This window comes from Pseudomonas sp. Irchel 3A18 (genome assembly GCF_900187465.1).
GTDB classification, from domain to species: domain Bacteria; phylum Pseudomonadota; class Gammaproteobacteria; order Pseudomonadales; family Pseudomonadaceae; genus Aquipseudomonas; species Aquipseudomonas cichorii.
Window position 1 is genome coordinate 323078 of record NZ_FYDI01000005.1, and the last position, 12768, is coordinate 335845.

Genomic DNA, 12768 nt, shown 5'->3' on the forward strand with positions numbered 1-12768 from the left:
ATGGCAATGATCAGAGTCGATTCACTGAACCTGAGTTTTGGTACTGGTCCAGGACTGAATCAGGTGCTGCGTGACGTTAACCTGCATGTCGCAGAGGGCCAGTCGTTCGGGCTGGTTGGCGAGTCGGGTTCGGGCAAGACCACGGTCCTGCGCTGCCTGGCCGGGCAATACCAGCACTGGACCGGCAGCCTGAGCGTGGCCGGGCGGGCGGTAAGCCGTCATCTGGACGCCAGTCATTACCGGACCGTGCAGATGGTCTTTCAGGACCCCTATGCTTCGCTGCACCCACGCCACACCATCGATGCAGCGCTCAAGGAGCCCCTGAGCATCCATCGTATCGGCGAGCGCGACCGACGGGTCTGCGAAGTGCTGTCACGGGTAGGCCTCAACGAGAGCTTCCGTTTTCGTTATCCCCACCAACTGTCCGGTGGTCAGCGCCAGCGTGTCGCTATCGCCCGGGCATTGATTCTGGAACCCCGCGTCCTGCTGCTGGATGAACCCACCTCGGCGCTGGACGTTTCCGTGCAGGCCGAAATCCTCAATCTGCTGGCCGACCTGCGACAGCAACAAGGCCTCACCTACCTGATGGTGACGCACGACCTGGGCGTCGTGGCGCACCTGTGCGACCGGGTTGCCGTGATGCAGCAAGGCCAGGTGCTGGAAACCCTCGACAGCAGCCAGTTGGTCAACAACCAGGCGCAGCACGAGTATTCCCGATTATTGATCCAGGCCAGCCGCGACATGGACGTACGACTCACCGGCTGAGCGGTTGTCGCCTGACGACCTGAAAAACCGAACCCCGCTGACAGCGTGACCCCAGGCCATAACGGCTACGGGATTCGGCTGCCTGCGATTTGCTCCAACACACCCAGAACTTCAATCAAACAAGAATAAAAAAATGAAAAAATCAATTGCTCTGCTCTCCCTGTCCGCCCTGTTGCCATCTGCCTGGAGCTATGCCGACAGCGGCTATATCAACTATCGACATCAATACGCGGAAAGCACCCGCATGCACTCCGACCGGGTCAAGTTCGGCACACGCCTGGACAGCGGCTGGGGCTTTGAAGGTGAGCTGAAGTACAAGACCGCGGGTGACCGTCAGGATGTGGCCTTCGACAATACCGTCGGCAACGGCCATGAGCTGACGATCAGCTATCAGCACAAACTCAACGACAGATGGACTGTAACGCCTTCCCTGGCACTGGAAAGCATCGAGAAGTCCACGTCTTACAAGACGGGCATCAAGGTCGGTTACAAGGTGAACGATGCGCTGAGCATTTCAGGCCGTTACCGCTATGACTCGATCAAGCTCGACCGTGACAAGATCAACGAATCCATGCCCGACAACGCGATGGATAACCAGTCGATCAACCGCTATGACATCTGGATCAACTACTCGACCAAGGGGCCATGGACTTACGAGTACCAGCTCACCTATTTCGATGCGGACTATATCCGCTACGACAACGGCACCAGCGATTACGAACAGAATGCGGCATTCAAATATCGCTGGAGCAAACAATGGGTGCCGTTCTTCGAGATCGGCGATATCAAGGTCGATTCCGAGGATGACAAACGCCAGTTGAGATTACGGGTCGGGATTCAATACAACTTTATGTGATTGCTTCATCATCCTTTCGCGACTGAAGTCGCTCCTCGCAGGAGCGACTTCAGTCGCGAACAAGCCCTACTCGCTATGAGTACGCCGCAACCGGATGCGGCTGCCGTTGAGGTGCAGGTACATGGCCGAACGGGCCGCATCCACATTACCTTCGGCAATCGCGTTGTAGATCTGTCGATGTTCGGCATTGATCCCGGCCAGATAAGCACTGCGATCACTTTGCCCGGTGTAGGCGGAATTCATGCGGGTACGCGGAATCAGCTTGGTGCCCAGGTGTTTCATGATGTCGATCAGGTACGCATTGCCCGAAGCCTTGGCGATCTTGAGGTGGAACTGGAAGTCGGCATTGATCGTGGTCCCGGATTTTTCCGGCCCTTCGAGCAGCGCATCAAAGGCCCGCTTGAGTTCCAGCAAGGTTTCAGGGCTGCGACGTTGCGCAGCCAGCCCCGCCGCTTCGACCTCCAGGCTGATGCGAAACTCCAGCAGATTCAGCACATCGGACAAGGTCGCAATGGTCGCCGGCCCAACCGAAAAACCTTCAGGTGGCGGCATATCCAGCACAAAGGTGCCGACCCCATGGCGCGTCTCCACAAGCCCGGCGGCCTGCATCCGCGAGAGTGCATCGCGAACCACTGTGCGGCTGACGCCCTCGGCCTCCATGATATGGATTTCAGAAGGCAGCTTCTCGCCACGCTGGAGCACACCATCGCGCATCCGCTGGGCAAAGCGGTCGACCAGTGTTTCGGCAAGACGACGATGGTTTTTCTGCGAAGAAAGGACGTTGTCCGACATTGCAGCCTCAATTCGATCGAATGCCACAGTATAGGCTGCGATACCGACACAAAACACACCATGACTGCGGTTATACTCAGCAACCCGACACGGACCCGATCAGCCCGCCTATGGAACACCCGTCATCCCCTACAGGACGCCGCTCCAGCCTGACCCAGCAACTGGTCGCCGAGTTCTCGCGCAAGATCCGCGAGGGCGAGATCAAAAGTGGTGAAAAGCTGCCGACCGAGCAGGTCATCATCCGGGAAACGGGTGTCAGCCGTACGGTGGTTCGCGAGGCGATGTCGCGCCTGCAGGCCGAAGGGCTGGTGGAAACCCGCCATGGCATCGGGACCTTTGTGGTCGATGCTTCGCGTCCACGGGATTTCCAGATCCCGGAAACCCTGTCCGGCAGCCCTCCCGATGCAGCGGCCATCATCGAACTGCGCCTGAGCCTTGAACCGGAATCCGCCGCTCTCGCCGCACAACGGCGCACGCCGGAGCAACTGGAAGCCATACGCAAGGCGCTAGACGAGTTGCATCGCTGCGACCGGAACGAAACCGATACGACCCAGGCCGATTTCGAGTTTCACCGCAGTATCGTGCAATGCACCGCCAACAGCTTCTTTACCGATGTCATGACGCAACTGGGCAACAGCATTCTGCCCAGGGCACGGATCGGTTTCGGCAATGTGCCGACGACTCGGCTCATGGATGACCCGCACATCCAGCAGCGCGAACAGGAGCAGATCTACTCGGCTATCGCCCATCAGGATCGCGATGCGGCCAGGGCGGCGATGCGCCTGCACCTGATCAACTGCCTGCAACGCCTTCGCGCAAAGGATTAGCCACTAAAAGGCTTATCGTTTACCATCGCGCCCCGTCGGTTTCCGAGAGGAACTAACAGGGAATTCGAGGGCCTCGCACCTGCGCAGCTCAAACGAAACTGCCCCCGCAACTGTAGGCATCGAGCCAACTCCATCATGGCCACTGGGTAGTTCATTCCCGGGAAGGCTGGAGTCAGGTGATGAAATGCCAGTCAGGAGACCTGCCGACCTGCAACTTCACTGACCGGCGGGGTGTCCGGGAAGGACATCCGCGCGCCGGTTCATGGCTGCCTTGCCCTGCCTTCGGCGCAGTGCCGGGGATGTGTTTCCTGTCTGTACATTGCGCCCTGCACGTACGAAACGGAGATCGCATTACATGTCACTGCCCCGCCTTGCCGCCCTCATCGCCGGTCTGAGCCTGTCCACCCTGAGCCTTGCCGCTCCCACTCAATACCCGCTCACTGTCGAAAACTGTGGCATGAAGCTGACGTTCGAGCATGCGCCGCGCAAGGCAGTGACCATCGGCCAGTCCGGGACCGAAATGCTTTACGAACTGGGGCTGGGCGACACGCTGGTAGGCACTTCGCTGTGGTTCAACGATGTGCTGCCGCGCTTCAAGGCGCAGAACGACAAGGTCGAACGTCTGGCGGACAACGACCCGAGTTTCGAGGCCGTCATCGGCAAGCGCCCGGAACTGGTGGCCGTCCAGCTTGAATGGATGGTCGGAGCCCAGGGCGTGGTCGGTACCCGCCAGCAGTTTCATGACTTGAAGATCCCGACCTACATCATGCCGTCCGACTGCGAAGGCAAGGACAACCTGGTAGGCGCTGATGGCACACGCCTGGAGCCCTTCCGCATCGACACCATCTACAAGAGCATCGAACAGCTCGCCCAGATATTCGACGTACAGGATCGCGGCCAGCAACTGGTTGCAGAGCTGCGCAGTCGTCTGGCCCATGCAGTCGCCAACGTCAAACAGAACAAGGAGCGGGATGTGTCCGCAGTGTTCTGGTTCTCCAGCGCAGACATCGATATCGACCCTTATGTGGCAGGCCGCAAAGGCATTCCGGACTTCATGCTCAATAACCTGGGCATGCGCAATATCGTCGAGTCCGATGAAGAGTGGCCGACCGTGGGCTGGGAAACCATCGCCAAGGCCAATCCCGACATTCTGGTGATCGCACGTATGGATCGCCGTCGTTTTCCGGCCGACGACTACCGCAGGAAACTCGAATTCCTCAAGTCCGACCCGGTGACCCGCAATATGGACGCGGTCAAGCATGACCGTATCGTGATCATCGATGCCGATGCCATGCAGGCCAGCATCCGGCTGTTTACTGGCATCGAAGAACTGGCCGAAGCCGCCAATCGCTACAACGCCGCTCAATGAAGCTGGCCACTGCGCTCGGCCACATACTATGGGTGACAGCAGTTCTGCTGCTGGCCATCGTGGCGGGCGCTGCCATCGGTGAAACCAGCATCAGCCTGCCGGTGGTCTTCCAGGTGCTGGCGAACAAACTGTGGGCGGCCGGGTACGTGCTCGACCCCATCGATGAGGGGATTGTCTGGAACTATCGCCTGACCCGCTCCATCGTGGCAGCGGCCTGTGGCGCGGGGCTGGCGATTTCCGGTGTGGTGCTGCAATCGTTGCTGCGTAATCCGCTGGCCGATCCATACCTGCTGGGCATCTCCGCCGGCGCCTCGACGGGCGCTGTGCTGGTGGCGATTCTGGGCCTGGGCGCCGGAGCCATTTCCATGTCGGCGGGAGCCTTCGCCGGAGCGGTGGCGGCCTTCTCGCTGGTCGCCCTGCTCGCACGCTCTTCCCACGGCCCGACAGCAGCCGGGCATATCATTCTGGCCGGGATCGCCGGGTCGCAGCTGTTCAATGCCCTGACCTCGTTTCTCATCACCAAATCCGCCAGCGCCGAGCAGGCACGGGGCATCATGTTCTGGCTGCTGGGCAATCTCAGTGGCGTGCGCTGGCATTCGGTATGGCTGGCAGTGCCAGTGGTCGTGGTGGGTTTGCTGGTCTGCCTGTGGCATCGGCGCGCCCTGGATGCCTTCACCTTCGGCAGTGATTCGGCGGCATCCCTCGGCATCCCGGTACGACGCGTGCAAATCGTGCTGATCGCTTCTGCAGCGCTGGTCACGGCAGTGATGGTATCCATTGTCGGCTCCATCGGCTTTGTCGGGCTGGTGATTCCCCATGCCGTGCGCATGGTCGCCGGAGTCCGCCATGCCCGGCTGGTGCCGCTCAGCGCCTTGTGCGGCGCGCTGTTCCTGATTGCCGCCGACATCCTGTCCCGCACCCTGATCAAGGGCCAGGTCTTGCCGATTGGCGTCATCACCGCACTGATCGGCGCACCGGTCTTTGCGCTGATTCTCATTCGAGGGAAAACCACACGATGAACGCCTTTTCGCCCATCGTCGACACCCCGGCACTCAGTTGCTTGGGTCTTGGTTATTCGCTCAAGGACAAGACCCTGCTCAAGGACGTGAATCTGAGCATTGCGCCGGGTGAAACCCTTGGCATTGTCGGTCCCAACGGTTCGGGGAAGTCGACACTGCTCAAGCTGCTGTCAGGCCTTCAATCGCCGTCCAGCGGTCAGGTGCAGCTCAATGGGCAGGCACTGGCCAGCATGAAGCGCCGCGATATCGCCCAACTGTTGGCGGTGGTCGAACAACAGGCCGAAACCAGCGACGCAATCACCGTACTGGACGCCGTCGAACTGGGCCGTACCCCCTGGCTGTCTGCCCTGGAACCCTGGAGCGACCGCGACGACGCCATAGTCCGCCAGGCCTTGCAGGATGTCGGGATGCTGCACCTGATCAAGCGCGCCTGGCATACCCTGTCCGGCGGCGAACGCCAGCGTACCCATATTGCCCGGGCACTGGCGCAACGGCCGCAGATCCTGTTACTGGACGAGCCGACCAACCATCTGGATATCCAGCATCAACTGTCGATTCTGGGGCTGATCAAGTCGTTGCCTGTCACCACCGTCATTGCTCTGCACGACCTCAATCAGGCGCTGGAATGTGACCGTGTGGCGGTGATGGAAAACGGCCAGATGGTCGCACTCGGCAAACCTGTGGATGTGCTGACACCTGAGCGCCTGCATAGCACTTTCGGCGTCAGGGCCCACTGGCTGACCGATCCGTTCGATGGTGCACGGATACTGCGTCTGCGGTCTTACTGAGGCCATTGCTCCAGCAACATCGCTACGAACTTTTCGGCAGCAGGCGACAGTGACGCGCCGCGCCGGGAAACCAGCCCCAGGGTTCGATCCACCACCGGATCTACCAGCGGAACGCTGACCAGCGTCGGATGCCCTTCGGCCGGCATGGCCAGGCTGGGCATGGCGGATATGCCCAGCCCGGCTTCGACCATACCCAGCGATGTCGACAGGTGCTGCACTTCATAGAACCACTTGGGTCGCCAGCTCAGGCCGGCCAGCGCATGGTCGAGAATCATCCGGTTGCCGCTCAGGCGGCCAACGCCGATCAGGCGATATTCACTGAGTTCGATCCAGGCAACCGACTCCCGCTTTGCCAGCTCATGGTCGCGTCGGCAGGCGAGCACGAAAGGCTCTTTGACAAGGGGCACGAACTCGATATCCGGGTGTTGCCCGCTCATCATGTTGATGCCGAAATCGGCCTCCCCTCGCAACACGGCTTCCAGCCCCTCATTGGCACTGAGGTCCAGCAGCCGGATGCGGATCTTGGGGTATCGCTCGTTGTACAGGCGGATCACGGAAGGCAAAAAGTAGAACGCGGCCGTGGGAATACAGGCAAGGGTCACCTGGCCAATCTGGCGTTCTGCCAATTCCCGGATATTGAGAATCGAGTCCTCGAAATCATCCAGAAGCCGTCGCGCCTTGGGAAAAAAATCGCGGCCGACGCTGGTCAGGCTGACCCGGCGAGTGGTGCGATCCAGCAATGAGGTGCCTAGGCCCTGCTCAAGCTTCTTGATTCGCCGAGTGAGGGCAGGCTGGGAAATATGCAGCACTTCGGCGGCTTCATGGAAGCTTCCAAGTTCAGCGATTTTCACGAACGATCGAATATCTTGCAGCTCATATTCCACATTATTTTCCTTTTGGTGGATTGCGATGGGCCTTCAAGACCAGCGGAGAATTATTGCCTGAAGTGGAATAATATCTACGATCTTTGCATTGGATACGCTTAAAAATCCATGGGACTCTTGCTTCCAACACATCAATTACCTCAATTGATCAACAAGAGTCCAAAAATTATGCAACCGATTCCCTGCGTCCTGATGCGCGGCGGCACTTCCAAAGGGCCGGTTTTTCTCGCCAGTGATTTACCCTCTTCGACCGCTGAGCGCGATGAACTGCTGCTGGCCCTCATGGGCTCTGGTCATGAGCTGGAAATCGACGGAATCGGTGGTGGCAGCCCGCAGACCAGCAAAGTGGCAATCGTCAGCCCATCGACTCATGAAGATGCCGATGTGGATTACCTGTTCGTACAGGTCATGGTTTCCCAGCGCCGCGTCGATACCGCGCCCAACTGCGGCAACATGCTCTGCGCCGTCGGCCCGTTTGCAGTGGAACAAGGTCTGGTCGAGGCCAGTGGCGACGTCACTCAAGTGCGGATTCGCAACCTCAACACCGGCACCTTCGTCTGCGCCGATGTCCGCACCCCTGGCGGCCACGTCAGCTACGAAGGCCAAACCAGCATCGACGGAGTACCGGGCACGGCAGCTCCAGTGCAACTGACTTTCCTGGACGCAGCAGGCAGCAAGACCGGCAAGCTGTTCCCCACCGGCCAACAGACTGACATCTTTGACGGCGTACCTGTGACCTGCATCGACATGGCGATGCCCATGGTCATCATCGAAGCGTCCCTGCTGGGCAAACGTGGCGATGAGACGCCTGCCGAACTGGACGCCGACAAGGATTTTCTGCGCAAGCTCGAAGCTTTACGCTTGCGCGCGGGAATGGCCATGGGGCTGGGCGATGTGAGCGACAAAGTGATTCCCAAACCCGTACTGGTTTCGCGGCCCGATGCAGGCGGCACCCTCAAGGTTCGCTATTTCATGCCGCATAACTGTCATAAGGCCCTGGCGATCACCGGCTCCATCGGCCTGGCTACAGCCTGTGTCAGTGAAGACACCGTGGTTGCCCAACTGCTGGGTAATGCCCAGACTCCGCGCCTGCAAGAAGTCCGGATCGAACATCCGAGCGGTTCGATCCAGGTCGCCCTGGCCTACGTAGGGGAAAACGGACAGACCATCCGGGCTTCGGTGGTGCGCACGGCACGTCGACTCTTCTCCGGGGAGGTCTACGCCCCTGTCGCGCAACGGCTGGCGGGCTGACATTGTTTATCACTGCACACTGCTCTGCCTGATACTGAGTACCGCATCAGAACAACTCCAATAATGGGTGATGCAACATGAAAATCGCTAAATCGCTCTACTTTCAGATTATCTGCGCCGTGGTCCTCGGGGTCCTGGTCGGTCACTTCTGGGCCCAGCAAGCCATCGCCCTCAAGCCTTTGGGCGATGCGTTTATCAAGCTGATCAAAATGATGATCGCACCGGTGGTGTTCTGCACCATCGTCACCGGCATTGCCGGTATGAGCGACAAGCGCTCTCTCGGGCGCCTGATGAGCAAGACCATGCTGCTGTTCCTCGCCCTGACGGTGGTCAGCCTGTTCATCGGCCTGATCGCGGTCTATGTGATCCAGCCGGGCGTCGGTATGAACATCGATCCGGCGAAACTGAGCACTGCCGGTTTGAGCCAGTACACGGACTCCGCTGCGAAACTGGGTGTCGTGGACTTTTTCATGCACATCATCCCGGACACCTTCATTGGCGCGTTCAACAAGGGTGAAGTCTTGCCGGTGCTGTTTATCGCGGTATTGTCCGGGTTCGCACTGTCATCCTTGGGCGAGCGCGGCAAACCGGTGCTCAATGTGCTGGAATCGGCCTCGCACATGGTCTTCAAGATCTTCTCGTACCTGATGCGCTTCGCTCCGATCGGTGCCTTTGGTGCCCTGGCATTTACCGTGGGCCAGTACGGCATCACTTCCCTCGGCTCGCTGGCCAAGCTCATCATGACCTTGTACATCGCCTGCGGCTTCTTCGTGTTCGTAGTGCTGGGCGGAATCTGCCGCGCTCACGGCTTCAGCCTCTGGAAACTGCTGCGCTACTTTCGCGAAGAGTTCCTGGTGGTGCTCGGCACTTCGTCAACCGAGCCTGTCATGCCGCGCATGCTGGAGAAACTTCAAGCCCTGGGTTGCAAGAAAGGCGTTGTCGGCCTGGTACTGCCAACGGGGTACTCCTTCAATCTGGACGGCACAGCAATCTATCTTTCCCTGGCCGCCATTTTCATTGCCCAGGCGTGCAATATCGAACTGAGCATGACGCAGACCCTGACCATGCTGGCAATCATGTTGCTGTCATCCAAGGGCGCGGCGGGCGTGACCGGCAGCGGCTTCGTCGCCCTGGCATCGACCCTTACGGTCATCCACGATATTCCGCTGGCAGGCCTGGCATTGCTGATCGGTATCGACCGTTTCATGTCCGAAGCCCGGGCGCTGACCAGCCTGGCCAGTAACGCCGTCGCGACGGTGGTGATCTCCCTGTCGGAAAACGCATGTGACCGCCAGGTCCTCATGCAACGCCTCGACGGGAAAGCCATCGCCGCCACGCCTGACACCCCGCAATGGGAAAGCACACCCCAGGCTGCCGAGCGCACCTGACACACACCTACACACATCAATCGATATCCATTCGAGCAGGCAAGGCATCGTTCATGCGATGCCCTGCAGGCCCGGCGGCATTCGCTTGCCCATGAATAACAACAAGAGAATATCCATATGCTTGCCTTTCTTGGCCTGGCCATGGTCGTGGTGTTCACCTACCTGATCATGTCCAAACGCTTGTCTCCGATTGTCGCGCTGACCCTGGTCCCCATCGTTTTCGCAATCATTGGCGGCTTTGGCGGCACCACCGGCAAAATGATGCTCGACGGCCTGAAAATGGTCGCGCCCTCCGCGGCCCTCCTGCTGTTCGCCATCCTGTTCTTTGGCCTGATGATCGACTCCGGCCTGTTCGACCCGCTGATCCGCAAGATCCTCAAGCGGGTCAATGGCGACCCGATGAAAATCGCGGTGGGCACGGCGCTCTTGTCACTGACTGTCGCCCTCGACGGTGATGGCACGACCACTTACATGATTACCTGCGCAGCCATGCTGCCGCTGTACAAACGCATTGGCATGAATCCGATGATCCTCGGCATCATATCGATGCTTTCCCTGAGCATCATGAGCGGCATGACGCCATGGGGCGGCCCTGCAACCCGAGCCATTGCCGCGCTGGGCCTGGATGCAGGCGAGTATTTCATTCCGTTGCTGCCCACCATGATCGGCGGCGCCGCCTGGGTGGTGTTCACTGCCTTTCTGTTGGGCCGTTCCGAGCGCAAACGCATCGGCAACGTGCAGTTGCAGAGCGGCGGCGGTGACTGCTATATCGACGAAATACTGGGCAATACGCCGCACAAACGCCCCAAACTGGCCTACGTCAATCTGGCGCTGGTCATTGCCGTGATGATTGCGCTGGTAACGGGCCTGATGCACTCGGCCGTGCTGTTCCTGATCGGTTTCGTCGTCGCGCTGATGATCAACTACCCGCAACTGGATATTCAGAAGGAACGCATCCTCGCCCACTCCGGCAATGCCATGACCGTGGTTCTGCTGGTCTTCGCCGCCGGGGTTTTCGCCGGGATCTTCTCTGGCACCAAGATGGTCGACGCCCTGGCGCAAACCCTGGTGGACTGGATTCCACCGCAATGGGGGCATCTGTTCCCGCTGGTCGTCGCCCTGACCAGCATGCCGCTGACTTTTGTGCTGTCCAACGACGCTTATTACTTCGGCGTGGTACCGATCCTTGCCAATGCCGCGGCCGCCTATGGCATCAGCCCGCTGGAAATTGCCAGGGCTTCGATTCTGGGCCAGCCGGTGCATCTGATGAGCCCGTTGGTGGCCTCGACCCTCTTGCTGGTCGGCATGATCGACCGCGACATCGGTGAGTTCCAGAAAGCCACCTTGAAATGGGCGGTGCTGACCTCCCTTGTGGTCACGGCCCTGGCTCTGCTGACCGGCGCCCTGACGCTGTTCGTCTGACGTCACCCACCCCGTAACACGACTACTCACGGGTCCTGAAAAGGACCTGCGGATCACTGCACCTCCAATAACAACAACGAGTATTGAGCATGAGTATGTTTTTCAAGCGTGGAGCCCTTTTTTCCGTGTTGGGCGCCCTGCCCTGCGCCAGTGTCGGCGCTGCGGGCTTCGTTGAAGACAGCAAGCTGAAGCTGCAACTGCGCAACGTCTACTTCAATGAAAACTTCCGGGACGAGAACGGCCTGAGCGCCCGTGCGGCGAGTACAGCCAAAAGCGAGCGCACCGAGTGGGCACAAGGCTTCCTGCTCGACTATCAGTCCGGCTTTACTCAGGGGACTCTGGGTTTTGGCATCGATACACTCGGGCTGATGGGCGTAAAGCTCGACTCCGGCAAGGGCCGTAGCGGCACTGGACTGCTACCGGTGCATGGCGACGGGCGTGCGGCGGATGAGTTTGCCAGCCTGGGCGCAGCCGCAAAAATGCGTCTGGCCAAGACCACCGTCAAATACGGCTCGTTGCTGCCCAAAACCCCGGTGCTGATTTACAACGATGCTCGCCTGCTGCCACAGACTTATCAGGGCACGCAGTTCACCAGCAACGACATCGACAACCTGACCCTCACCGGCGGCCATCTGGCTCAATTCAAGTTGCGCGACTCTTCGGACAGCCGCTCGATTGTTCCCGATGGCTTTACCGGCAAAGGCTCGGACTTCTCTTATATCGGCGGGGACTACAAGCTCGGCAAGAACATTCGCCTCAGCTATTTCCATGGCGAGCTTGAGGATTTCTACCGCCAGAACTTCGCCTCGATCCAGCACGACCTGCCGATTGGCAAAGGCGTGCTGACCAGCGATCTGCGTTATTTCCATAGCGTGGATGCCGGCGCGGCTCGCGATGGCAAGATCGATAACGACATGCTCAGCGGGCAACTGACCTACGCTCTGGCCGGGCACAGCTTCAGCGGCGGTTACCAGACACTGAGCGGGGATGCAGGCCTGCCTTATATAAGCGGCGCAACCGTGTACTCATTCACCAATGTCGGGATCGGCAAGTTCATCGAAGAAGATGAAAAGACCTGGATGCTCGGTTATGGCTATGACTTTTCACGGGTTGGCATACCGGGCCTGTCGTTTACGACCAAATATCTGAGTGGCGACAATGGCAAGTCCGGCTCGGCAAGGCTGCATGAGTGGGAGCGCGACGCAGAACTGGCGTACGTGCTGCAAGGCGGAACGTTTAAAGGGCTGGGCATGAAGCTGCGCAACTATGTCTACCGCTCGGATTACGCACGGGGGCGTGACAGCAACCGGATCTACATCACCTACGAGATTGCCCTCTGGTGACCGGATACCGGTCGGCGAGTGAGGTTTTGTAGCTGACCATCACTCGCCTGCTCTTTATATAAAG

Annotated in this window: 12 protein-coding genes and 1 riboswitch; of the genes, 10 read left to right on the forward strand and 2 right to left on the reverse strand. The window is 59.4% G+C overall.

What is annotated here, in order from left to right; genetic code table 11:
* Positions 1-765 (forward strand): ABC transporter ATP-binding protein, encoded by a 765-nt coding sequence (locus CKW23_RS12320; RefSeq protein ID WP_095067649.1) that lies wholly within the window; start codon positions 1-3, stop codon positions 763-765.
* Positions 766-898: 133 nt separating this feature from the next.
* The gene (locus CKW23_RS12325) at positions 899-1621 is read left to right on the forward strand and encodes an oligogalacturonate-specific porin KdgM family protein (RefSeq protein ID WP_025259702.1); all 723 of its coding nucleotides are present in this window, start codon (positions 899-901) and stop codon (positions 1619-1621) included.
* 66 nt (positions 1622-1687) lie between these two features.
* Here the strand turns inward: CKW23_RS12325 and CKW23_RS12330 are convergent, their stop codons facing one another.
* Positions 1688-2413: a FadR/GntR family transcriptional regulator gene (locus CKW23_RS12330; RefSeq protein WP_025259701.1), complete on the reverse strand. Its 726-nt coding sequence runs from the start codon at positions 2411-2413 to the stop codon at positions 1688-1690.
* A 110-nt stretch (positions 2414-2523) separates the two neighbouring features.
* Between CKW23_RS12330 and CKW23_RS12335 the strand changes: the two genes are divergently transcribed.
* The 4 genes from CKW23_RS12335 to CKW23_RS12350 all read left to right on the forward strand — a co-directional run bounded on the left by CKW23_RS12335 (position 2524) and on the right by CKW23_RS12350 (position 6416).
* On the forward strand, positions 2524-3240 hold the full coding sequence (locus tag CKW23_RS12335) for a FadR/GntR family transcriptional regulator (RefSeq protein WP_025259700.1): 717 nt from the start codon (positions 2524-2526) through the stop codon (positions 3238-3240).
* Positions 3241-3259: 19 nt separating this feature from the next.
* A riboswitch (cobalamin riboswitch) is annotated at positions 3260-3463 on the forward strand.
* Positions 3464-3595: 132 nt separating this feature from the next.
* Positions 3596-4609, forward strand: a complete 1014-nt coding sequence (locus CKW23_RS12340; protein WP_095067650.1) for an ABC transporter substrate-binding protein — start codon at positions 3596-3598, stop codon at positions 4607-4609.
* The gene (locus CKW23_RS12345; RefSeq protein ID WP_025259698.1) at positions 4606-5628 is read left to right on the forward strand and encodes an iron ABC transporter permease; all 1023 of its coding nucleotides are present in this window, start codon (positions 4606-4608) and stop codon (positions 5626-5628) included. The genes CKW23_RS12340 and CKW23_RS12345 overlap by 4 nt, the downstream gene beginning before the upstream one ends.
* Entirely contained in the window at positions 5625-6416 is a 792-nt protein-coding gene (locus tag CKW23_RS12350) for an ABC transporter ATP-binding protein (protein ID WP_025259697.1), read from the forward strand. Before CKW23_RS12345 ends, CKW23_RS12350 begins: the two co-directional genes overlap by 4 nt.
* Here the strand turns inward: CKW23_RS12350 and CKW23_RS12355 are convergent.
* Positions 6410-7300 carry a LysR family transcriptional regulator gene (locus CKW23_RS12355; RefSeq protein WP_025259696.1) on the reverse strand — a complete coding sequence of 297 codons (891 nt, stop codon included), beginning with the start codon at positions 7298-7300 and terminating at the stop codon, positions 6410-6412. The two genes, CKW23_RS12350 and CKW23_RS12355, sit on opposite strands and share 7 nt — an antisense overlap.
* Before the next feature lie 168 nt (positions 7301-7468).
* Here CKW23_RS12355 and CKW23_RS12360 point away from each other — a divergent pair, with 168 nt between their 5' ends.
* From CKW23_RS12360 to CKW23_RS12375, 4 genes are all read left to right on the forward strand, one after another.
* On the forward strand, positions 7469-8551 hold the full coding sequence (locus CKW23_RS12360; RefSeq protein WP_025259695.1) for a 4-oxalomesaconate tautomerase: 1083 nt from the start codon (positions 7469-7471) through the stop codon (positions 8549-8551).
* 77 nt (positions 8552-8628) lie between these two features.
* Positions 8629-9939 carry a dicarboxylate/amino acid:cation symporter gene (locus CKW23_RS12365; protein ID WP_095067651.1) on the forward strand — a complete coding sequence of 437 codons (1311 nt, stop codon included), beginning with the start codon at positions 8629-8631 and terminating at the stop codon, positions 9937-9939.
* 117 nt (positions 9940-10056) lie between these two features.
* A complete protein-coding gene (locus tag CKW23_RS12370; RefSeq protein WP_025259694.1) occupies positions 10057-11361 on the forward strand; it encodes a CitMHS family transporter in 1305 nt (434 codons plus the stop codon).
* Positions 11362-11450: 89 nt separating this feature from the next.
* A complete protein-coding gene (locus CKW23_RS12375; RefSeq protein WP_095067652.1) occupies positions 11451-12704 on the forward strand; it encodes an OprD family porin in 1254 nt (417 codons plus the stop codon).
* Positions 12705-12768 lie beyond the last annotated feature (64 nt).